Source organism: Thermoanaerobacter sp. RKWS2 (genome assembly GCF_026240795.1).
In the GTDB taxonomy this organism is placed as follows: domain Bacteria; phylum Bacillota; class Thermoanaerobacteria; order Thermoanaerobacterales; family Thermoanaerobacteraceae; genus Thermoanaerobacter; species Thermoanaerobacter ethanolicus.
Genome location: NZ_CP110888.1, coordinates 2542277 through 2565589, shown reverse-complemented (window position 1 = coordinate 2565589; position 23313 = coordinate 2542277). Strand labels below are relative to the sequence as shown.

The window sequence follows — 23313 nt, the reverse complement described above, 5'->3', positions numbered from 1 at the left end:
TGTTTAAAAATGTTAAAAGGCGAAAAAGTGGTACTTGCTTATTCAGGAGGACTTGACACATCAGTAATTATACCATGGCTTAAAGAAAACTATGAATGTGAGATAATAGCGGCTTGCATTGATGTAGGACAGGGAGAAGAACTTAAACATATAAAAGACAAGGCTTTAGCGAGTGGTGCCAGTAAAGTATATATTGAAGACGTAAAAGAAGAATTTGTCAAAGATTATATATTTCCTACTTTAAAGGCTGGTGCTGTTTACGAAGGGAAATACCTTTTAGGCACTTCAATGGCGAGACCTTTAATTGCCAAAAAACTTGTGGAGATTGCCCACAAAGAGGTGCAAAGGCAATAGCTCATGGTGCGACAGGCAAAGGCAATGACCAGGTGAGGTTTGAGGTATCAATACATGCTCTTGACCCTTCAATAAAAATCATAGCCCCGTGGAGGATATGGGATTTAAAATCAAGGGAAGATGAAATAGACTATGCGAAAAAGAAAGGGATTCCAATCCCTGTTACTAAAGAAAAAATATACAGTGTCGATAATAACTTGTGGCATATAAGCCATGAAGGTGGCGACCTTGAAGACCCCTGGAATGAGCCTAAAAGCGACCTTTACGATATAACCACCCCACCTGACAAAGCCCCAGATAAGCCGGAATATGTAGTTATAGAATTTGAAAAGGGCATACCTGTGAAAGTAAACGGCAAAGCTTTAGAACCTGTCAAATTAATAGAAGAATTAAACGTAATTGCAGGAAGAAACGGTGTGGGGATAGCCGACATTGTTGAAAATAGGCTTGTAGGGATGAAATCTCGCGGTGTTTATGAAACTCCTGCAGGGACACTGCTTCACGCTGCTCACAAAGAACTTGAATATCTTGTGCTTGATAAGGAAACAATGAGGTTTAAGGATTTGGTTTCACAAAAATATGCAGACCTTGTTTACAACGGTTTGTGGTTTTCACCACTTAAAACGGCTCTGGATGCCTTCGTTGAGGAGACCCAAAAAAATGTAACTGGTGTTGTGAGGCTAAAGCTTTATAAAGGAAATGTCATAAACGCTGGTGCAAAATCTCCTTATTCTCTTTACAATGAAGAATTTGTAACTTTTGGTAAAGATGAGGTTTATAATCAAAAAGATGCAGAAGGATTCATAAATCTCTTTGGACTTTCTTTAAAAATTAAGGCGTTGAGGGAAATGGAGAGGAAGGATATGGATGAAGCTGTGGGGAGGTAGGTTTAAAAGCGAGACGGACAAACTAATGGAGGAGTTTAATTCCTCCATTTCTTTTGATATTAGGCTTTTAAAGCATGACATATTAGGCTCAATTGCCCATGCAAAAGGACTTTATAAAGCTGGAGTGCTGACAGAAGATGAACTCAATTTAATAGAAAAAGGGTTAAAGGAAATTCTTGATGAAACCAATGTTGGAGAGATACCAAATGATGAAGATGTTCATTCTTATGTTGAAAGGCTTTTAACTGAGAAAATAGGCGATACAGGGCGCAAACTTCACACAGGAAGAAGTCGAAACGACCAAGTTGCGACAGATGAAAGGCTTTATTTAAGAGATGAGATAGACAAAATAAAAGAGGATTTAATAAAACTTATAGATACATTAAAAGAAATGGCTGAAACTTATAAAGAAGCGATTATGCCGGGATATACGCATCTGCAAAGGGCACAGCCTGTGACTTTTGGCCATTATCTTCTTGCCTATGTTGAAATGTTTAAAAGAGATTTATCAAGGCTTTTAGATATGAAAAAAAGAGTCAATGTGATGCCTTTGGGCTCTGGTGCACTTGCTGGTACCACCTTTGATATTGATAGAAAATACGTGGCATCTCTTTTAGGGTTCGATGATATAACTTTAAACAGCATGGATGGTGTAAGCGATAGAGACTTTGTAATAGAATTTTTAAGCTTTGCCTCTATAACAATGATGCATTTGAGCAGATTCTGTGAGGAATTAATTTTGTGGTCCACCAAAGAATTTGATTTTATTGAGATGGACGACAGATTTTCAACAGGAAGCAGTATGATGCCACAAAAGAAAAACCCCGATGCAGCAGAACTAATAAGGGGCAAAACCGGCAGGGTTTACGGCGATTTGATTACAATACTTACTGTGATGAAAGGACTCCCTCTTGCATATAACAAAGACATGCAGGAGGATAAAGAGGCTTTGTTTGATGGAATAGACACTTTAAAAATGTCTTTAAGAGTTTTTACAGAAATGATAAAGACAATTAAAGTAAAGACTGACAACATGGGAAAGGCCGCAAAATATGGTTACATGAATGCTACAGATTTTGCAGACTATCTTGTACAAAAAGGTATTCCTTTTAGGACCGCCCATGAAATTGCAGGCAAAGTTGTCTTATATGCGATAGAACGAAACTTACCAATTGAAGAGTTATCACTTGAAGAACTTAAAAAATTCAGCGATGTAATAGAAAAAGATATATATGGGGCGATAGATCTTAAAAATATATTGAAGAAAAGAAAAACTATAGGTGCACCAAAGATATAAAAACTTAGCCCTCCCAAACAAAGGGGACAGTTCAGAACCCAAACAAAAGGAACCACCCCTTTTGTTTGGGTTTGGGGTCATATCAGTGAAATAAATTGTTCTATTTCTTCTTTTATGACATCGAGAGATTTTCTCCAGAAGTCGATAGAATGTATGTCAAATCCCACGATTTTTCCTAATTCGTAAAGATTTTTCTTGCCTGTTTGGGATAAAAGTTCTTTGTACTCCTCTACGAATTTTTCTCCTTCTTGATTGTACTTGCAAATTAGGCCTTTTACAAATAGTTCACCAAAAGCGTAAGGGAAATTGTAATAGTTTAAGTCAGCATCGTAATAGTGGGGTTTATTTATCCACATGTAAGGGTGCATATAATTTTGGTCAAGTCCATCTCCATAAGTTTTTTTCTGAGCATCTATCATCATTTGTTTTAGTTCTTCCACAGATAAGGAATGGTCTTTTCGCCTTTTTAGGAGTTCATTTTCAAATAAAAATCTTGAGTAAATATCGACTATGGTTTGAGTGGAGCGCTGGAGAGAATTTTCTATAATTGACAGTTTTTCTTCATTAGTTGCCGTTTTTAATGCGGAGTTTACTATTATGTGCTCATTAAAGATAGAGGCAGTTTCAGCTATGGGCATAGGGTACCTTGAGTTGATTAATGTTTCATCTGCCAGTAGATGGCCGTGGTATCCATGTCCTAATTCGTGGGCTAATGTCAAAACATTAGAAAAATTTCCATCAAAGTTTGCGAGAATTCTGCTTTCTTTTATTGGATGCAGGTTAAAGCAAAAGGCTCCTCCTCTCTTGCCTTCTCTAGGTTCTGCATCAATCCAATTATTTCTAAAAGCGTTATCTGCAAATTCTGCCAGGTCTTCACTGAAAGACTTGAAGTTTTCTACAATGAATTCTCTAGCCTCTTCAAAGGTAAGTTTTTTGTCCAGTTTTCCTACAGGGGCAAAGAGGTCATAGAAAGGAAGTCCTTCTTTGTGACCTAAAAGCTTTGCTTTTTCTTTTAAATACTTTCTAAATACTGGTAAATATTCTTCTATGGCTTTTAACATTGCATCAAAGGTTTCAAAATTCATACGAGAGCGCTGTAACGTCATTTCGAGGGGAGAAGAGTATTTTCTCAATTCTGTTACAGTGAGGACTTCACCTTTTATTCCGTTTAGACAGGCGGCTGAGGCTTCTTCTATCTTTTTGTAGGAATTTAACTCTGCAAAGTAGGCAGTCTTCCTTATGTAAGGGTCCTTGTCATAAGCCATGTTTCTGACAACTGAAAGAGGCAGTTTTTTTCTTCTCCATTTATGTTTATATCTACAAGTAGTGTGGAGGTTAAAAACTCATGTAACTTTGCCCATGCTTCTGAACCCGTGTTTTTCATTTTTGCCAGTATTATTTCTTCTTTTTCTGATAGGAGGTGTTCGGCTTCCTTTATTGTTTCTTTTACGTAAAACTCATGAGATTTGAGGTATGAAGAGGATTCTATTATTTCATCTACGTTTTTGAGGTTTAAAAGCCACCTTTTGAATTTTGTTTCAGGCTCTGCCAGCATTGTTGTAACATTTTCAAGGGTTTCAACTGCTTTGAGGGCTTTTTCATTTTTAACATCTACACTTAAAGAGAGCAAAGAAAAGCCCCTCACTTTTACTAAAAGGTCTCCCAGTTCATTTTTAAACTTTATGTAGTACTCAAGCTTTTCTTTTGCATTTTCATCTGTTTGGAGGTTTTTCTCGCACCACTTTTTTATGTGTTCAATTGATGAAAGTATCTTTTCGTTGTCTTTTTTAAATTCTTCGCTGTCAAAGGAGGTATAAAGCTTTTCTAACGACCATCTCATTTTACTTTTCCCCCATTTTTATATAATTTTTATCAATTTGATTGTAAACCAATTCAAAAAAGAAGTCAAATTGTAAGATTAACAAACTGGTCAATATTGCTTTTTTAAGGATTTTTGAGCGTTTTATTATGTTCCTCTTTTTAAAGAATATGCTATTTTATTTTTAATAGCTGCTGTATCACGCTCTGAGGTAAATTTTCACAATAAAGTATTGACAAAACCGTTATTACTGTATATAATGTTAATATACAGTAATAACACAAAGGGGATGGTTGTAATAGATGAACATTATCATTTCAAATTCTGCGGAAGAGCCTATATATGAGCAAATTGTCAGGCAAATCAAAGAAGCAATTTTGAAAGGGGAGTTGGAAGAGGAGGAATTGCTTCCTTCTATTAGAAACCTAGCAAAAGAGTTGCAGATTAGCGTGATTACTGCAAAAAGGGCTTATGACGAATTGGAAAAAGAAGGATTCATTACTACAATTCCGGGAAAGGGTACTTACGTAGCAGCGCAAAACAAGGAATTAATGCGTGAGAAACGGCTAAAAATTGTAGAAGAAAAATTAGTAGAAGCGATTATAGCTGCAAAAGCAGTAAACTTATCCTTAGAAGAGATAAAAGAGATGTTAGAGATTTTGTATAAGGAGGTCTAAAAGGTGGAGCCAATTTTGGAGGTTAAGAATTTAAGGAAGAATTTTAGAGGGTTTACATTAAAAGATGTCAGTTTTTCATTGCCAAGAGGGTTTATTATGGGCTTCATTGGACCTAATGGGGCAGGGAAAAGTACGACTATTAAGCTTATTATGAATTTGCTAAAAAGAGATGGAGGGGAAATCAAAGTTTTTGGGTTGGATAATATAAAACATGAAAGGGAAATAAAGGAGAAAATTGGTTTTGTATATGAAGAGAGTTATTTTTATGGGGACTTAACTATTTCTGAAATGAAAAGAGTTATAGCCCACCTGTATAAAAGCTGGGATGAGGAAGCTTTTATGAAGTATTTAAAAGAATTTGATTTGCCAGCTAAAAGAAAAATAAAGAGTTTATCCAGGGGAATGAAAATAAAATTTGCCCTTGCCATAGCGTTGTCCCATAGGGCTGAACTTCTCATTATGGATGAGCCGACTTCAGGGCTGGATCCTTTGATAAGAAGTGAGCTTTTGGACATTTTTTCTTCTTTAATACAAGATGAAAACAAAAGTATTTTCTTTTCAACTCATATAACCTCTGATTTGGATAAAATTGCTGATTACATCACTTTGATTAATAGAGGTGAAATAATATTTAGTAGCACAAAAGATGAAATTATAGAAAATTACGGGATTGTCAAGGGGAGCAAAGACATTTTGGATGAGAATATTAAAAAATATTTTGTGGGAATCAAGGAAAATAAGTTTGGATTTGAAGGATTAGTGAAGGATAAAAAGCAAATAAAAAAGCTTTTAAAAGATACTGTCATTGTTGAGAAACCTACTTTAGAAGACGTGATGTTATATTTTACAAAGGAGGAATTTAAATGTTCAGTTTGATTTTAAAAGATATACTAATAAGCAAAAAAATTTTATTGCTTACTGCTGCTTTTCTTATAGTATGGATGCCGACTTTCCGAAATTTCGCAGCGGTAGTAATAATGGTGGGTATGGCATACATGGGGCTGATAGTAACAAGCTCAGCTGATGAGACAAACAAAGCTGATATTTTGTTAAATAGTTTGCCTCTAAGAAGGCATGAAATTGTATTGGCAAAATACCTGTCTATATTTGTCTATTCAGCAATAGGCATAGCTATTTATTTGTTAGTTGCAGCAGCTACAAAAGTACTAGGCTTTCCTATTTATGTATATCCTATCAATTTTAAAGCTGTAATTTACGGCATACTGGCGGTGAGTTTTCTAAATGCCATATACCTTCCTTTAATGTTTAAATTTGGACATGGTTTTTCTGGGATTATGTACATTATTTTGATTTTTGGATTTTCTTATGGCATATCTTATGTTATAAGACTTTTTGAAAAACTTGTAAATTATGATTGGTTTCAAAATATTGTATCTTTTATAATGAATCAATCAGATACAGTGAAAATGTTGTTTATAACTGCTTTAGCGCTTATTATACTGACGGTTTCATGTTTATTATCTGTTAAGTTTTATAAAAATAGGGAGTTTTAATAATATAGATAGGGGCAGTTCTTTGTTAAAAGAACCGGCCTCCTATTTAAGTGTTATTTTACAGGCAATTTTACTTCAAATTTACTGGATTTGATATTTATATATGCAATATCAGGACTTACAGGTGAGAATTTTATTAACCTTGGATAGGCTTTGTCTTTTTTTACTTTGCCATTTATATCAAAAAGATTATACTCTGCTTCCCACTTTAGGATATTGCCTTTATCATCAGTTACAGTCCATAGACTTGGCTGCATATATTGATATTCGTCTGTGTATTCGTACCAACCTACTACAGGGTCTTGTGGAGCTTCAATTTCTATGCTGGTGGAAAAGGGTGAAAGAATTATTTTATTAAATTTGATTTCACCTAACTTGTCATTGATTACAATTTTTGGTTCGAGTATTTTTAAATCTACTTTAGTTTTGGAGGCAGGAATTGTAAAATTAAAATTCCAATTGCCTTTAATAGTGTGTCTATTTGTTCCTTCATAAAAAGTTATTTCTCTTATATTGATTTTTACATCTATAGAAGAGGGGATTTTATCGAGATATCCTCTTACAAGTTCATATTTTGCCGATGCTATAAAAGTATTGTCATTAGTTAAAATTCCTGAAACAGTGTTACTGCCAGCAGATAAATTTTCATTATTTATTGTTGTTTCAGCACTGCTATCAACAAAAATTTTATCTTTTTCTATTTTTTTTGGGAGATGGTTATCTTTTATTATATATCCCACCACCAATCTGGATCCATCAAAAGCTGCTTCATTCAGTGTCACTTCAACACCTTTAGAGATTTGCGAAGCCCCTATTCCTACAGCGTATTTTTGATACTCAGCCTTTTCTATACCTTTATTTGATAGATATTCAAATACAGAATTGATTATAGGAATATTTTTCCCTATAGCAGGGTCTATTATTCCTACTGTCAGTATTGCTACGATTAAAAGGGAAGCTACTTTTAAAAGTGCTCCTAAGGTGATTTTTTTAGAATTATTATTTTTTGGCACTTTGTTGTCTCCTTTCCTTTCTTTTATCATATTTAAGGTATTTTCTATTCTTTTATGAAAGTTTTCAGGCACTTCAATATTGCTCTTTTGTAAAAGGTCACGTATTTGTCTGTCAAATTTTCGGTTCATAGGATACATTACCTCCCTCCAAACTTAATATTTCTCTCATTCGCTTTCGTGCCCTTGAAAGTCGTGACTTTACAGTACCCGCCGGAATATCCAATATTTTAGAAATTTCTTTAACTGACATGTCTTGTAAATAATACATTACCACTATTACTTTTAAATCATCTTCTAATTTGTTTAACACTTGATACAATTCTGTGTTGTTGTATTCTTCCTGGGGTACAGGAATATCATGGAAGTCATCTACTGTTATTACTCTTTTCTGGAGGCGTTTTATTTGGTAGCAATTGTTTACTAAAATTTTCATAAGCCATGTTTTAAAATACTTTGGATGTTTTAATTGAGAAATAGACTCATAAGCTTTTAGTACAGTTTCAGATACGGCATCAGCACAGTCATTGTCGTCCTGCAATATGCTTTTTGCCACTATATACATGTCTTTTTCAAAATGGTATATGAGTTTTGCAAAGGAAGACTTGTCTCCTTGCTTGGCTTTCTTTACTTCTTGTATGATTTCCAATCTTACACCTCCTATTTTGCGATGAGATGAGTCATCCGGATGACCTTCTCACTTTATAGATGATTGTGGAAGGAGTTTGGTTCTCGGATAAGATTATATCTTGTTGGATAAGTGATTGTTTTTAGAAGGATACAAGTATACCTATGTACTTTATACTAAGGATACTAGGGAAGGAACAATTTACTCTGTAACCATTTTGTAACCAAAACTTAATAATTTTTTAATAAATTTTAACATTTAAAGTGGTATAATGAAATAAAAAATACAAGCAGGGGGATTTTACCTGTGAGGAAGAAGTGGTCAGTAGTTACAGGTGTTGTCATGTTAATACTAGCCTTTGCTGCAGGTGCTTTCGCATCTAATCATATTAAGATCTCTAATTATATTAAGATCATTGTTAACGGCCAAGAAATCAAACCAGACGTTCCACCGCAAATTATTAACGGAAGAACTATGGTCCCTGTAAAGTGGATTGCTGAATCATTAGGTGCTGATGTCCAGTTGGAACAGAGCAGTGAAGGTTATACAGTAAAAATAACTTCAAAGCTGTTGGAGAGGTTACATGCCATTGAGCCAGAACAACCTAACACAATAGTGAACGATTGGAACAGAGAACAAATTAAACAGTTCTTAGAACAAAATACGATTCATTCTATTCAAGATATCCGTTCGCTTGGTTGTAAAGTTCCTTTTGAAATTACCAGCGAAGATGATAGCTGGATTCGACCTATTTACTCTAAAGCCTGGCATAGTACCTTTATGGGAGGAAAATATAGTGACATAACACAACTTATTAGTTGTGCTCAACGCAACTTTTTCATTTATACCGGAGGACTTTCTGAAGGAGCAGGGTTGTATTACATGATTGGATTTTCAGAAGACTGGGAAAAACCAGTCGGCAGTTCTTTTAATTCATCACATTCTTTTGAACTATGGCTATTATCTCATAAGGTTAAAGAAATCTACCGATTGGATGATGAATGGTTGGTGGTAGTTGAACCTCAACTTCAAGGTTACCAAACGGTGAGGATAAACTATAGTGATGCTGGGATAATGGTGGATAAAGAAACAAAGAGCCGAATAATGCTTTTTCGAATGGTTACTCCGGAAGGTTACGAATTGGAACGTGCTGCTGAAGTTCTTCCAGTGCAATAAATACATAATAAAAAAGGCTGCCACTTTTTTATACAGACTTCTTTTTAGTACTCTTTTAATCTTTCATCAACTTGTGCAATTAAGGAAAAATCTTTATCATCGTGCAACAAATATAAATTGTTTTCAATGGCTGTTTGTGCTATGAGTAAATCTATAGTGCTGCGAATGGTGATTCCCTTTTTCCCAATAGATACGGGGACGGTTTCTTTGTCCGACTCGGACAAAGAAACCGTCCCCGTGTCTATTTAAGATTTGTTCACTTCTGTGTCATATTCAACAAAATTTCTCTAATTTCTGTAGCTTTATCTTCATCTGCAAGGACTACTAGATAATCGCCGGCTAGAATTTTCGTATTTCCCTTTGGTATTAATTCATGCGTTCCCCTCTTTATGCCAACAAGTAAGCAACTTTGGGGCAAACTAATATCCTTTAATTTTTTGCCATCTAAACTTGAGCCTACACAAACAGGCATTTCGAAAATCGTCTTTCTTTTTTTATTGGCGGTAATAGATTTTTGTCCTTTCTTTATTGGCAGACGTTCTAACAAAGATTCATAAATCGGCATATTTGAGAACAAATCTGATGAAAGGTATGCCGTTATAGAGACAGTGCTTAGGGCCAACAAATGAGAAAATGAACCGGTCATTTCAGTTACGAGCAAACTACCTGTTATCGGTGCCCTAACTATAGCAGCAAAATATCCTGCCATAGCAAATACAATAAAATTTTTGATATAAATAGGGTTTATATGCATTATTTTAATTATTACAGTTCCGTATATGTTGCCAATCAGTGAACCTATTATAAGGAGGGGCATAAAAATACCTCCTGGTACACCTGAGCCATAGCTTACCATAGTAAATAAAAATTTAACAATCAATAGCAAAATTAAAAATTTTAAACTAAAACTATCTTTACTTAATGTATCGACAAGACTTTCACCGCCGCCAAGTGCCATAGGTATCCATAGTCCAACTGCAACAGATATAATAAGAGGTATTATTGGCTTCATATGTGATTTTATTTTTAACATGTTGTATATATCTTGAGTTTTTAAAAGAGTTTTATTAAATACAATTCCACATAACCCAACGATAATTCCAAGTAAAATAAGATAAAGATAATTATTAAGCGGCATTACTGCTAGATTTTTCAGATTAAAAATAGGTTTGATTCCTAATAGTTCACCAGCTACAAAAGTTGATGTAAGTGATGAAACCATACTAGATACAAGTACCAATGGTGAGAAATTTTTATGCAGTTCTTCAAGAGCAAAAATAACTCCTGCAAGTGGTGCATTAAAAGCTGCTGCAAGCCCTGCACTAGCTCCGCATGTAAGAAGGTATTTTTCTTCAACTCTAAATCTACCAAACAACCTACTTATTCCTTGTCCGATTGAAGAACCAATTTGCACACATGGACCTTCGCGCCCTAAAGAAAGTCCTGCACCTATCGCTAAAATAGTACCTATGAGCTTTAACAATAAAACTCGTAACCAATTAACTTTTATATAACCGATAATCATGCCTTCAACTTGAGGTATACCGCTACCGCTTATCATAGGTTCTTTTTTCACTATTATACCCAATAATAAGCCTATTAGAGAAAGGAAAATTATCCAGCCAATTAACAAGTAAGGATTTGTATGAAGAATTTTGTATACACTTATTACAAGAATATTTGTTTTTTCAAGAATATATCTTAAAATAGCAATAATCAATCCAACAAAGAAACCTGTTATAATGCCTTCAACTATAATACGCTTGCGAAATTCTTCCCAATGTATTAAAGTATTGAATGTTATACTTTTACCTTTATTCAATAAGATCCCTCCCAAAACATAAAATGAATGAATATTTATTTTTCTCATATTATCATTATACTACAAAATAATGATATCAAGTATTTTATATTGTTAAGTTTACTTATAGAATAATAAGCAGTATTACAAAATTTGGATATAAAACAATACAAAAATTTTTTTATTTTAAACAAATAAACATAAACATTATGCTTTGAAGTAAATTTTCACATATTCTTGCAGGCTTCATAAAAAAGTGATATAATATTCAAAAAGGGATGAAGCCCCCTTTTGGAAAATCCGAACTGCTGATAAACAGCTGATGGCTTCTACGGTAAAAACGTAGGGGTTGTCAGCTTTTTTATATTTAGTGCATTTGCCTACAACTTTGAAAGGGAGGTACTTTCTTATGCCTTTCCATAGCATATTATTTGAAAAAAACGAAGATGGAGTAAAAAAAGAAACATTCGAAGCGCCTGATTTTTTTGTTGACTTAAATCTTGATCAAATTATAGATGTCATAACAAGAGGCAAAGAAGAATATAATTTAAAACTGTTTTTTTACACTCCTTTAAACGATATTGATACTATCAAGTATCGCCATGAAATAATGCAAGATCTTGAAAATGAAGTTTTGCTTGAGGATATAAAATCATTTGCGGAAAAAATGCAAGAAATGCGCAAACACCTTGCTCAAGCAGACAAACTTTACTACAAATACCAGAAAGAAAGATGGTTTTTGGATGCTGTAGAAATCTACTGTGATGCAATTACTGATTTAGTAGAAGACTTGTCTTCTGTAGAGTTAAAATCTCGTGGTTTTTTAGCATTTCGTCAATATTTGATGGATTATATCAATTCTGACCGTTTTCAGCTGCTACTGAGTGAAACGAAAAAACTTAAAGCTGATTTGTCTACAGTAAAATATTGCTTGTTAATAAAAGGTAACCGTGTGACGGTCCGTAAATATGAATCTGAAATTGATTACAGTATAGAAGTAGAAAAAACGTTTGAAAAATTCAAACAGGAAGCAGCAAAGGATTATAAAGTCAAATTTTCTGATTGGCCAGATATGAACCATGTCGAAGCAAAAATATTGGATTTAGTAGCTCAGTTATATCATGATATATTTTCTAATCTTGATAATTATTGTATGAAAAATAGTGATTATTTAGATGAGACAATAGCTACTTTTGATAGGGAAGTACAATTTTATATTGCTTATTTGGAATATATGGCACTATTCAAGCGCCTGGACTAAAATTTTGTTATCCACAAATATCTAGTAAATGCAAGGAAGTTTATAATTACGAAGGATTTGATTTAGCTCTGGCTTATAAACTCATCAACGAAAATTCGGCTGTTGTTTGTAATGATTTTTATTTAAAAGGTAAAGAGCGTATATTTGTAATTACCGGTCCGAACCAGGGAGGCAAAACAACATTTGCACGCACTTTCGGACAATTGCATTATTTGGCCAGTATAGGCTGCCCTGTTCCCGGAAAGGAAGCGCAACTCTTTCTTTTTGATAAACTATTTACACATTTTGAAAAGGAAGAAAATATTAAAGATCTTCGTGGAAAACTGGAAGATGAATTGCTTAGAATTTACAATATTCTTGCCCAGGCCACATCAAACAGTATTATAATAATGAATGAAATTTTTACATCTACCACAGCAAAAGACGCATTATTTTTAAGTAAGAAGATAATGGAAAAAATAATACAATTAGATGTGCTGTGCGTCTGGGTAACATTTATAGATGAATTGGCATTCTTAAGCGAAAAAATTGTAAGTATGGTCAGTACGGTAGTTCCTGAGAATCCGGCATTGCGCACATATAAAATTGTTAGAAGACCTCCTGATGGGCTTTCATACGCCATATCAATTGCTGAAAAATATAGGCTTACGTATAACTGCTTAAAGGAGAGGATAAAATCATGAAAGTTTTACTTATGTATAGAGATCATGATTTTGACCTGCAACAAAAATTGCCCTCGAACGAAGAAGCATTGATACAGGATTTAGAATTAAACACTTTGTTCAATGCTATGTCCCTTGGTGATAATTTTTTATTTGAAGTAGCCAAAAAATCTGTTTTATCCAGCGTGTATAGTGATCTGGCTACAATATTATATCGCCAAGATGTTCTGAAGGATTCTCTAAAAAATTCTTCCATTGTTAGGAATATCTATAATATAGCAGTAGAAGCAATTGAAAACGAGAAAAAGTATTATTTTAGCATTTTCACCAGGTACCCTGCAGCTATACTTCATAGCTCAATGGATGTATTGCATATGTTTATGGAAATGCTGAAAAAACTAAAGAGTATTGCCGACCAACATGCTGATAAATTCGAATCAGAGGGCTTTAAAAGGTTTTTTGCAATGCTCAAAAAAGAACTTGATGATGAATATTTTGAAAGTATCCAAAATCATTTAAAAGAACTGGAATTTCGCGATGGAATTTTGATCAGTGCTGAGTTGGGTAAAGGCAATAAAGGCGTCAATTATATCCTCCGCAAACAGGAGGATAAAAAACAAAGTCTAATAGACAGGATTTTTTCAAAAAGACCGGATGCTTATACTTTTTATATAAGTGAGCGCGATGAAAGCGGGGCAAGAGCTTTATCTGACTTAAAAGACAGAGGAATCAACCTCGTGGCAAATGCACTTGCTCAGTCTGCTGATCATATTCTCAGTTTTTTTAACATATTGCGGACTGAATTGGCTTTTTACATTGGCTGTTTGAATTTATATGAGAAACTTGCCCAAATTGGAGAGCCGGTGTCTTTTCCTATTCCGGTAGCATCCAGTGAACGTAGGCATTCTTTTAAAGGATTATACGATGTCTGTTTGGCTTTGACAATGAAACAAAAAATCGTGGGCAACGATTTAAATGCTGATAATAAAGATCTGGCAATAATTACAGGTGCCAACCAAGGGGGTAAATCTACCTTTTTGCGAAGCATAGGTTTGGCTCAGTTGATGATGCAATGTGGTATGTTTGTGCCAGCCGAGTATTTTTCTGCTAACATATGTGATGGGATTTTTACCCACTATAAACGGAAAGAAGATGCTACCATGAAAAGTGGAAAGCTTGATGAAGAGCTTAGCAGGATGAGTGATATAGTAGACAATATAAAGCCAAATTCCATGGTACTGTTTAATGAATCATTTGCTGCGACAAATGAAAGAGAAGGTTCGGAAATTGCAAGGCAAATAATTACTGCATTGATTGAAAAACGCATCAAAGTTTTCTTTGTGACACATTTGTTTGAATTTGCCTATAGTTTTTATAATAAAAAACTGGAGAATGTCATTTTTCTACGAGCCGAAAGACGAAACGACGGAAAACGTACTTTTAAAATAACCGAAGGCAAACCACTTCAAACAAGCTATGGTGAAGATTTGTATAAAAAGATTTTTGGAGAAAGCTATTAAATTTATTTAGGAACAGGTTGTTGACAAACCTTTTTGTGAGTAATTTAAAGTCTTTTGCTTTTATGCTTGGGTGTGTAATAAACAATAGTTTGAAGAAAAATGGGCTGTCAATAAAAAAGACAGCCCTTAATCAATACTCTTTTAATCTTTCATCAACTTGTGCAATTAAAGAAAAATCTTTATCATCGTGTAACAAATATAAATTATTTTCAATGGCTGTTTCTGCTATGAGTAAATCTATGGTGCTGCGAATAGTGATTCCTTTTTTCTTACACTTGAAATACAATTTTGCAGCGTTTTCATAAGATTTGGTGCCATATTTTAGGTCATAGAATTTTTGTGTGCTTAAATATTCTTTAATTAAGTTAAATTCATTTTCAGTTTTTGCTCCTTGTAATAATTCTTGATAGATAAAATTGTTTATTCCAAAGGGGATATTATTCTGTATTATTTCTTCAAATTTTTTTACTTTTTTATTTTCTATGCCTTTCAGAAAAGATATTAGAACAGATGTATCTACCAAAATCATTTGCCTTCCCTCATTTTTTTGTAATCATAATTTTCATCAAACTGTATTTTTCCTTTTATCTCCATTAAATTTTTTCTTCTGCGATTTTCTACAAATTCTTTTAAAGCCAAATTGACAACTTCTTTTTTAGTTTTTAATCCTGAGATTTTTAACGCTTCTTTGATGAGATTTTCATCTATGACTATATTTGTTCTCATCACATACACCTCCTAATGTGTATTGTAATACACTTAATCTTTTAAGTCAAGGGAGAATGGAATTTTATATTTCTTAAATAAAAATAAAAATTTATACTGTAACCATTTTGTAATCAAAACTTAATAGTTTTTTAATAAATTTTAACATTTAAGAAGTTATAATGGAAAAGGAAGAAGGAGATGGGAGGGAAAAGATGAGTTGGCTTGAAAAATTTTTCAAATTGGCAGTTATTCTATTTGTCTTAATTAATTTGCTATCTGGTTGTTCTTATATTCTTAAAGATGATAAGGATTTAATCAAAAATACAATTGAGAGATTTTACGATACACAGTATAAAGCTTACTTGAAAATGGAGTATATAGATATAACCCCCCTATTTAGATATGTCGAGAATACAGAATCAGAATAAAGTTACAGCATTAAAGGAATTAACTTTTAGAAGAAAATATACTGCTGAAAAAGGGTATGGATATGTAGAAAAAAGACGTTTTCCTTTAGAATTTAAATGTTTTTAAAAATTATTTCTTTTTTTGATTTTATTTTATCAATTTTATCAATACATTCCTTAAAATTGGCTTTTCTCATTATAAATTCACCTAATAAGAATAATTATCAATATTGTTGGAATCAGGAGAATAATTGAGATATAATTTAGAAAACAGGATAGGGTATAGTAAGCAGAGACTATGTGTTGAGAATTAGTAATAGTGAAAATGCGAGAGAAAGGAAGCAACAGTTGAAATTAATAGCGCAAAAAAGATATAATTTTCCGATGAAAAGATTCAAGAAGATAGTAGAGGTGAAATGTCATGCTTGTTATTAAGCCAATTGATGAAAAGTTAAAGAAAAAAGTAATAGATTTTATAATACGCAATTGGGGTTCGCCAATAATGGTTTCAAAAGGTAAAGTTCATTCAATGGACAAATTACCAGGGTATGTGGCTATTGTAAATAATGATATAAAAGGTTTAATAACCTATAATATTGATAATGAGGAATGTGAAATAGTATCCCTTGATAGTTTAATTGAAAATCAAGGTATCGGTAGTAAATTGTTAGAGCGTGTAATACATAAAGCAAAGGAGCAAGAATGTAAAAGAATTTGGCTTATTACAACCAATGATAATATAAGAGCGATTCGTTTTTACCAAAAAAGAGGATTCAATATGGTTGCACTTTATGTAAATGCAGTTCAGGAAGCACGAAAGATAAAACCCGAAATTCCTTTATATGGATATGATAATATACCGATATTGCATGAAATTGAATTTGAAATAAAACTATAATTTAAATAAATCTATTTGCTTGTTATAATGGTTGATAAACCGGGAGATGGCATTGTCAAAGTAAAATAATCTGGCAATACCCATTATTTTGCAAAAAATTGCGTAAATAAATAGTATTTTATAAATATAGATTTTCGGATACATATAAATCTTAAATAAGAATAATTATCAATACTATTGTATTTAAGTTTTAAGTGAGATATAATTAAGAAAACAGGATAGAGTATGAAAAGACAGAAAATCTTTGTATAAATTTTTGATATATAATATGTGAAAGGTGGGAAAAAGTATGCATAAGGTTGTTTTACTGCGGCATGGAGAAAGCCTGTGGAATATGGAAAATAGATTTACTGGCTGGACGGATGTGGATCTGTCACCGAGAGGTATTGAAGAGGCAAGAGAGAGTGGCAAGACTTTAAAGGCAGAAGGATACACTTTTGATTGTGCTTTTACTTCTGTACTTAAAAGGGCTATAAGGACTTTGTGGATTGTTCTTGATGAATTGGACAGGATGTGGATACCGGTTTACAAATCATGGAGGCTCAATGAAAGACATTACGGAGCACTTCAAGGGCTCAATAAAGCTGAGACTGCCAAGAAATACGGAGAAGAGCAGGTAAAAATATGGAGAAGGTCTGCTGATGTAAGGCCTCCTGCATTGACAAAAGATGACCCAAGATACCCCGGTTTTGACCCCAGATATGCTGACCTTTCTGAAGATGAAATTCCCCTCACTGAAAACTTGATTGACACAATTAATAGGGTTATTCCGTATTGGAAATCAACAATTGCGCCGACGATAAAATCCGGTAAAAAAGTCCTCATAGTTGCCCATGGAAACAGTTTAAGAGGGCTGATAAAATACCTTGACAATCTTTCAAATGAGGAGATAATGGAGCTAAACATCCCTACAGGAATTCCCTTAGTTTATGAGCTTGATGATGATTTAAAGCCTATAAGGCATTATTATCTTGCCGATGAAGAGAAAGTAAAAGAGAAAAAGAAATTAGTAGAAAACCAAGGAAAGATTTAAGGAAATTCTTAAAATACTGGTTTGTCTTATTTTTACTTGTTTTTTGGCTTTTAAAAGTGTACAATAGAAATATAAGGAAGTTCTAGATTGAAAGGTGGGTTTTGTATGTTAAGCAACAAAATGTTGGAAGGATTAAATAAACAGTTGAATTACGAAATTTATTCTGCATATCTATATGTAGCAATGGAAAATTATTTTCAAGAGAAAAACTTAGAAGGTTTTGCTAATTTCTTCAAGGTTCAGACACAAGAAGAACTTGCACATGCGAGAATTTTTTACGAGTACATATATCGCATGGGTGGGAAAGTGACTCTGTACCCGATAGAAAAACCAGAGGGAAACTTTGAAAGTATTTTAGACCTTTTTAAAAAGGCTTTGAGTCATGAAAAAACTGTAACTGAAAGGATTTACAAGCTTGTTGATATAGCAATTGAGGATAAAGACCATGCCACAAATGCATTTTTGCAGTGGTTTGTTAATGAGCAGGTAGAAGAAGAAGAGAGCTTCCAGAGGCTTGTTGACAAGTTAGAGCTTATAGGAGATAACATACAGCCTATATTCATGCTGAATGCTGAATTGGCTCAAAGGACATTTGTATTACCTGCTCCACTTGCGCAAGGACAGCAATAAACGGTTCGTTGTTTGTTTAAATTTAGGCATTTTTAAAACGATGACTCTGCTTATGGAAACTTAACGAAATCGCGGAAATACAGTATGGGGGTATGCTTTTTTGATAAGGTATATCCCCATGAATTTTTTTAAAAAATATAAGATAAGGTTTTCGTTGTTAAACTATAGACAAAGCGTAATTTATATAGTAAAATTTATGTAAGGAATACTGTTATAATTATATCAAATAAGAGGTGTTTTTTATGAGTAGTCATAAAAGAATTGTTATCATTGGGGCCGGGTATGGGGGCGTACACGCCGCCAAACTATTAAACAAAAAATTTAAAAATGATAGCACTGTAGAAATAACTCTTATTGACAAAAAACCCTATCATACATTGTTAACAGATTTACATGAAGTGGCTGGTTCCAGAATAGAACCTGATAGCGTTCGTGTGTACTTACACAAAATTTTCGCAAACAAAAAAGTAAAAGTCATAACAGATGAAGTGGAAAAGATTGATTATGAAAAGCAAAGCGTAATTGGAAAAGATGGGGAGTATAACTATGATTATTTGATTTTAGGGATTGGAAGTGAACCATGTGATTTTGGCATACCCGGTGTGTTTGAGTATGGGTTTACGGTAGGAACGTTAGAAGCTGCTATTAAGACAAGGGAACATATTGAGGAGATGTTTAGAAAAGCGAGTGTTGAAAGTAATGCAGAAAAGAAAAGAAAAATGCTTACCTTTGTGGTAGCTGGCGCAGGGTTTACGGGAATTGAAACTGCAGGCGAATTAATGGAATGGACAAAAAGCTTGTGTGACAAATATCATTTAGATCGCAATGATGTTAAAATTATGGTGGTAGAAGCGCTGAATACCATACTTCCCAACTTAAATGCAAGATTAGCTGCCAAAGCTCAAAAGTTTTTGAACAGAAAAGGAGTAGAAGTTTTGACTAATGCTCCTATAGTGGAAGTAGCAAAGGATTATATAGTTTTAAAAGATGAAAGAAAGATTGAAACAAAAACGCTTATATGGACCTGTGGAGTTCAAGGTAACAAATGCGTTGAGAATTTTGGCTTAGAGTTAGGTAGAAGATGTAGAGTCCAGACAAATGAATACATGCAAGCAGTAGGCAAAGAAAATATCTATGTAATAGGCGATTTAGCATACTATGAGTTAGATGGAAAACCTATTCCTCAAGTTGTAGAGACAGCACTACAGTCAGCTGAAACTGCAGTACACAATATAGTGGCTGATATAAAAGGAGAAGAAAAAAGCCTTTTAAACCTAGATACCATGGTTTTATGGTTTCTATAGGAAGTAGATATGCAGTAGCAGAACTTATGGGTGTGTCTTTGACAGGCTTTTTAGCAATGGCTATGAAGCACCTTGTAAATATGCATTACCTTTTTGGAGTAGCAGGCGTTGATGCCGTGTTATCATACATTTACCATGAGTTCTTTGAAGTTAAAAGCAATCGCTCAATATTGGGAGGACATATTGCCGCGCATATTCCTATCTTTTGGCTTGTTCTTTTAAGAATATATGTGGGTGCATTGTGGCTTATAGAAGGCATAAATAAGATACAGCAAGGATGGCTTGACCCTTCAAAAATATTTATTATAACTACCTCTGATGTATCCGGTGCTACAGCTAAAGCTGGCGAAGCTGCAACTGCAGCGCAGGCCTTGCAGCCATTGTTAAAAGAGCCTCCAGCTTTCTACAAATGGTTTATGGATACTTTTGTAGCACCACATGCCTTCTTATTCCAAGCAATGGTAGTGCTTGCAGAAGTAGCGATAGGTCTGGCTTTAATAGCAGGTTTGTTTACCGCCTTAGCATCAGCTGGTTCTATATTCTTGGCACTGAACTTCATATTATCTGCGATGGCAGATAAGTCTATATTGTGGTATATTTTTTCAGCTATAGCTCTTATGGGAGGAGCGGGGAGAGCTTTTGGACTGGATTATTATGTGATACCGTGGATAAAAAATTGGTGGAAAAAGACTTCTTTTGCCAGAAGAACGTATCTTTATGTTAGCTGATGTAATATGAAAGAGGGTTATTTATAGTGAAAAAAGGTGATATCCTCATAGTACTTTTTGTGGCGATTTTGTCTATCGGGTTGTTGATATTTTACAAAGTATCAACAACCCAACATTATCCCCACAAATATGCGGCAATAATGGTAGACGGTAAGATATATAAAGAGGTGTCCTTAGATGATGTTAATTATCGAGAAGAGATACCTATAGTTACAAAATATGGGAAAGATGTATTGCTGGTTGAAGATGGTGGGGTAAAGGTTATTTACGCTGAGTGCCCAGATAAAATTTGTATAAAAGAAGGATTTATTGATAAACCGGGGCAAAGTATAATATGTTTGCCGTTTAGGATAGTTGTAGAAATACGGGGTGTTAAAAATGACAAAGTTGACCAAGTCGTCTATTGAGCATACAACTATGTCAAAGACTCAGAGAATGGTTTTTCTGGCTATATTAGTTGCTAATTCTTTAGTCTTATACATTATAGAAGGAATATTACCTGTCCCTTTTATTGCTCCCGGTGCTAAGTTAGGACTTGCTAACATAATCACAGTCGTATCTTTGTATTTGTTTGGCTTTTTTGATACATTTATTGTGCTTGCTGTAAGGATATTGCTAGCAACATTTTTTGCTTCCTCGCCATCTTCCTTTTTTTATAGCATAGGCGGAGGTTTATTAAGCCTTTTTGCCATGTTTTTCGCAAAAAAAGTAGGCAAAGAAAATATAACTGAAGTTGGGGTCAGTGTTATAGGTGCTGTATTTCACAACATTGGTCAGATGCTGGTAGCTTCTCTTATAGTGCAAAATATCAATATAATGGTTTATATACCTGTATTAATGATAGCTGGAGTTGGGACTGGCATTTTTGTGGGATTGTCTTCAAAATTTATTCTAAAGCATTGGAAGAAATTAAAAAATCTAAATTTACATTGATTAAGGTGGTCAGATGGATAAGTTTTGGAATAATAATTTAGAAATAAAAAATGAGCTTGATGAAGTTATAAAAATAATGGAAAAACGTATAAAAAACTCCAATAGGTCAATTAGAAATATATTGTTAGATATGATTCGTAACAGCGGAAAGATGCTTAGGCCTGCTTTTGTAATCTTGTCTGGGAAATTTGGAGAATACGATAGAAAAAGGATATTACCTTTAGCTGCTGCTGTTGAGATGCTCCACATGGCAACTTTAGTACACGATGATATAATTGACAATGCTTTAATAAGACGCAGTAAACCTACTATCCAAGCAGAATATGGGAAAAATTATGCGGTATTTATAGGGGATTTTCTTTTTTCTGAATGCTTTTTGCTTTTATCCGATAACATTACTATTGAAAATCTTAAGAAAGTGTCAAAAGTGGTGTCTAGAATATGCAAAGGTGAAATTGGACAATTTGAAAGCCGATACAATATAGATATCACAATAAATGATTATTTGAAGCGGATAGCTGCAAAAACTGCTGCACTTTTTGCCTTAAGTTTTTACGTGGGAGCTTATGAAAGCAACTGTGGAGAAAAGTTGGCTAAAATATTGGGAAGTATAGGATACAATATTGGCATGGCTTTTCAAATTATAGACGATGTTCTGGACTATACTGGAGAAGAAAATGTGGTTGGCAAACCTTTGTGCAATGATATAAGACAAGGAGTTTTTACACTGCCTTTAATATATTCTTTAGAAAAGAATAAAGACGAAAAAATGATAGCATTACTTAAAAAAGAGAGTTATTGTGAGGAAGACATAAAACGCATAGTTGAATTCGTTCAGGAAAATGGTGGTGTAGACCGGTCAAAAATGCTGGCAGAAAAATATACTAAAAAAGCCTTTGATAAAATATCTATGTTGAAAGACTCTCCACCTAAACAAATTTTAATTGAAGTTACGGGTAAGCTTTTATATAGGAATTATTAAAAAATATGTAAAGCTATTTTTGGAGGAGATTATATGAAAAAATCCATAACTTCTTTTGTAATTTTTTTTCTAATATTTAATGCCGCCATTATACTATCTGGATGTTCAAATAAAAATTCACAGCCTATATCTGATACCCAATTTGCTTTAGATACTTATTGCACAATAACCATATACGATAAAGCTCCGAAAAAAGTATTAGATGATGGATTTAAAGCTATAAGAGATGTAGAGGACAAGATGAGTGTTGCCATCAAAGGCAGTGAAGTGAATCAAATTAATGAGAATGCAGGTGTTAGACCTGTTAAGGTTTCACCTGACACCTTTTATGTGATAAAAAAAGCGGTACATTTTTCTAATGTTGAAAAGGGGTATTTTGATATTACAGTAGGACCTATAGTAAAACTTTGGAATATAGGCACTGATAAAGCCAGAGTACCTTCACCTGAAGAAATAAAAGCTAAACTTCCTCTTGTAAGTTATAAAAATATAATACTGGATGAAAAAAATATGACTATTATGTTAAAAAACAAAGGTATGAGCATAGATTTAGGAGGTATTGCCAAAGGATATGCGGCAGATAAAGTTGCACAAGTTTTAAAAAAAGAAGGTGTAAAACATGCCATAATAAATTTAGGAGGTGATGTTCTTACAATCGGAACAAAACCTGATGGTCGCAACTGGCGTATAGGTATTCAAACTCCTTTTAAACCGAGAGGCGAATATTTAGGTATAGTAGAAGTTTCAAATAAAGCAGTTGTTACTTCTGGAGTTTATGAAAGATACTTTGAAAAAGATGGAAAATTATATCATCATATATTGAATCCTTTTACAGGGTATCCTGCAGATAACCATCTCTACAGTGTGACAATAATAACAGACACTTCTATTGATGGCGATGCGCTTTCAAAAATTTTTGTTATGGGATTAGAAGAAGGTTTAAAACTTGCAGAAAGTTTACCAGGAGTACAAGCTATTTTTGTCACAGATGACAAAAAAGTATATATAACTTCCGGATTAAAAGGCAATTTCAAAATCACTGACCCTGAGTATAGTTTAATGACTAGATAATTTTGGCTTTGGA

General features: G+C 33.7%; 19 protein-coding genes, 5 pseudogenes and 1 riboswitch. Of the genes and pseudogenes, 17 read left to right on the top strand and 7 right to left on the bottom strand.

Annotated features, from left to right (window positions below):
* The first annotated feature begins 9 nt into the window (after positions 1–9).
* Together OEI98_RS13645 and argH are read left to right on the top strand one after the other, a co-directional pair.
* Positions 10–1241, top strand: a pseudogene (locus OEI98_RS13645) (argininosuccinate synthase).
* Complete coding sequence (gene argH / locus OEI98_RS13640; RefSeq protein WP_004398882.1) at positions 1222–2538, top strand: argininosuccinate lyase; 1317 nt, start codon at positions 1222–1224, stop codon at positions 2536–2538. The pseudogene OEI98_RS13645 and the gene argH overlap by 20 nt, the downstream one beginning before the upstream one ends.
* A gap of 77 nt (positions 2539–2615) precedes the next feature.
* Here argH and OEI98_RS13635 read toward each other — a convergent pair.
* Positions 2616–4378: pseudogene (locus OEI98_RS13635) on the bottom strand (M3 family oligoendopeptidase).
* 281 nt (positions 4379–4659) lie between these two features.
* Here OEI98_RS13635 and OEI98_RS13625 point away from each other — a divergent pair.
* From OEI98_RS13625 to OEI98_RS13615, 3 genes are read left to right on the top strand one after another with little or no spacing between them, the layout of a single operon-like run.
* Positions 4660–5034, top strand: coding sequence for a GntR family transcriptional regulator (locus tag OEI98_RS13625; RefSeq protein ID WP_004398880.1), 375 nt, complete (start codon positions 4660–4662; stop codon positions 5032–5034).
* A gap of 3 nt (positions 5035–5037) precedes the next feature.
* Entirely contained in the window at positions 5038–5910 is an 873-nt protein-coding gene (locus tag OEI98_RS13620) for an ABC transporter ATP-binding protein (protein WP_004398877.1), read from the top strand.
* Positions 5898–6548, top strand: a complete 651-nt coding sequence (locus OEI98_RS13615) for an ABC-2 transporter permease (protein ID WP_266038476.1) — start codon at positions 5898–5900, stop codon at positions 6546–6548. Before OEI98_RS13620 ends, OEI98_RS13615 begins: the two co-directional genes overlap by 13 nt.
* A gap of 53 nt (positions 6549–6601) precedes the next feature.
* On the opposite strand, the gene OEI98_RS13610 is transcribed toward OEI98_RS13615, so the two are convergent.
* Both OEI98_RS13610 and OEI98_RS13605 read right to left on the bottom strand, forming a co-directional pair.
* Positions 6602–7690, bottom strand: coding sequence for a DUF4179 domain-containing protein (locus OEI98_RS13610; protein ID WP_228378944.1), 1089 nt, complete (start codon positions 7688–7690; stop codon positions 6602–6604).
* Positions 7674–8207, bottom strand: coding sequence for a sigma-70 family RNA polymerase sigma factor (locus OEI98_RS13605; protein ID WP_004398872.1), 534 nt, complete (start codon positions 8205–8207; stop codon positions 7674–7676). Before OEI98_RS13605 ends, OEI98_RS13610 begins: the two co-directional genes overlap by 17 nt.
* A 285-nt stretch (positions 8208–8492) precedes the next feature.
* Between OEI98_RS13605 and OEI98_RS13600 the strand changes: the two genes are divergently transcribed.
* Entirely contained in the window at positions 8493–9362 is an 870-nt protein-coding gene (locus tag OEI98_RS13600) for a copper amine oxidase N-terminal domain-containing protein (RefSeq protein WP_004398869.1), read from the top strand.
* Between the two features lie 44 nt (positions 9363–9406).
* Here OEI98_RS13600 and OEI98_RS13595 read toward each other — a convergent pair.
* Positions 9407–9544: pseudogene (locus OEI98_RS13595) on the bottom strand (twitching motility protein PilT); the annotation flags it as partial.
* A 74-nt stretch (positions 9545–9618) separates the two neighbouring features.
* Positions 9619–11184: a ClC family H(+)/Cl(-) exchange transporter gene (locus OEI98_RS13590; protein WP_004398861.1), complete on the bottom strand. Its 1566-nt coding sequence runs from the start codon at positions 11182–11184 to the stop codon at positions 9619–9621.
* Between the two features lie 244 nt (positions 11185–11428).
* A riboswitch (Fluoride riboswitch) is annotated at positions 11429–11502 on the top strand.
* Between the two features lie 70 nt (positions 11503–11572).
* Here OEI98_RS13590 and OEI98_RS15415 point away from each other — a divergent pair.
* Together OEI98_RS15415 and OEI98_RS13575 are read left to right on the top strand one after the other, a co-directional pair.
* Positions 11573–13107, top strand: a pseudogene (locus OEI98_RS15415) (MutS-related protein).
* Positions 13104–14606 carry a MutS-related protein gene (locus OEI98_RS13575; protein ID WP_004398856.1) on the top strand — a complete coding sequence of 501 codons (1503 nt, stop codon included), beginning with the start codon at positions 13104–13106 and terminating at the stop codon, positions 14604–14606. Before OEI98_RS15415 ends, OEI98_RS13575 begins: the two are co-directional and overlap by 4 nt.
* 130 nt (positions 14607–14736) lie before the next feature.
* Here OEI98_RS13575 and OEI98_RS13570 read toward each other — a convergent pair whose 3' ends face one another.
* Entirely contained in the window at positions 14737–15135 is a 399-nt protein-coding gene (locus tag OEI98_RS13570) for a PIN domain nuclease (RefSeq protein WP_004398853.1), read from the bottom strand.
* Positions 15132–15332 carry a type II toxin-antitoxin system VapB family antitoxin gene (locus tag OEI98_RS13565; protein ID WP_003869707.1) on the bottom strand — a complete coding sequence of 67 codons (201 nt, stop codon included), beginning with the start codon at positions 15330–15332 and terminating at the stop codon, positions 15132–15134. Before OEI98_RS13565 ends, OEI98_RS13570 begins: the two co-directional genes overlap by 4 nt.
* Before the next feature lie 161 nt (positions 15333–15493).
* On the opposite strand from OEI98_RS13565, the gene OEI98_RS13560 reads away from it, so the two are divergent.
* The 9 genes and pseudogenes from OEI98_RS13560 (at position 15494) to OEI98_RS13515 (ending at position 23300) form a co-directional block, all read left to right on the top strand.
* On the top strand, positions 15494–15742 hold the full coding sequence (locus OEI98_RS13560) for a hypothetical protein (RefSeq protein WP_050984239.1): 249 nt from the start codon (positions 15494–15496) through the stop codon (positions 15740–15742).
* Positions 15743–16142: 400 nt separating this feature from the next.
* Positions 16143–16619, top strand: coding sequence for a GNAT family N-acetyltransferase (locus OEI98_RS13555; RefSeq protein WP_006569716.1), 477 nt, complete (start codon positions 16143–16145; stop codon positions 16617–16619).
* Between the two features lie 289 nt (positions 16620–16908).
* On the top strand, positions 16909–17652 hold the full coding sequence (gene gpmA / locus OEI98_RS13550) for a 2,3-diphosphoglycerate-dependent phosphoglycerate mutase (RefSeq protein WP_003869711.1): 744 nt from the start codon (positions 16909–16911) through the stop codon (positions 17650–17652).
* Positions 17653–17757: 105 nt separating this feature from the next.
* Positions 17758–18282: a ferritin gene (locus OEI98_RS13545; RefSeq protein ID WP_003869712.1), complete on the top strand. Its 525-nt coding sequence runs from the start codon at positions 17758–17760 to the stop codon at positions 18280–18282.
* 242 nt (positions 18283–18524) lie between these two features.
* Positions 18525–20314: pseudogene (locus OEI98_RS15185) on the top strand (FAD-dependent oxidoreductase).
* Between the two features lie 26 nt (positions 20315–20340).
* The gene (locus tag OEI98_RS13530) at positions 20341–20721 is read left to right on the top strand and encodes a NusG domain II-containing protein (RefSeq protein ID WP_003869714.1); all 381 of its coding nucleotides are present in this window, start codon (positions 20341–20343) and stop codon (positions 20719–20721) included.
* Positions 20693–21247 carry a Gx transporter family protein gene (locus OEI98_RS13525; RefSeq protein ID WP_050984240.1) on the top strand — a complete coding sequence of 185 codons (555 nt, stop codon included), beginning with the start codon at positions 20693–20695 and terminating at the stop codon, positions 21245–21247. The genes OEI98_RS13530 and OEI98_RS13525 overlap by 29 nt, the downstream gene beginning before the upstream one ends.
* Before the next feature lie 13 nt (positions 21248–21260).
* Positions 21261–22229, top strand: a complete 969-nt coding sequence (locus tag OEI98_RS13520) for a polyprenyl synthetase family protein (protein ID WP_266038455.1) — start codon at positions 21261–21263, stop codon at positions 22227–22229.
* 33 nt (positions 22230–22262) lie between these two features.
* Positions 22263–23300, top strand: coding sequence for an FAD:protein FMN transferase (locus OEI98_RS13515; RefSeq protein WP_266038453.1), 1038 nt, complete (start codon positions 22263–22265; stop codon positions 23298–23300).
* Positions 23301–23313 lie beyond the last annotated feature (13 nt).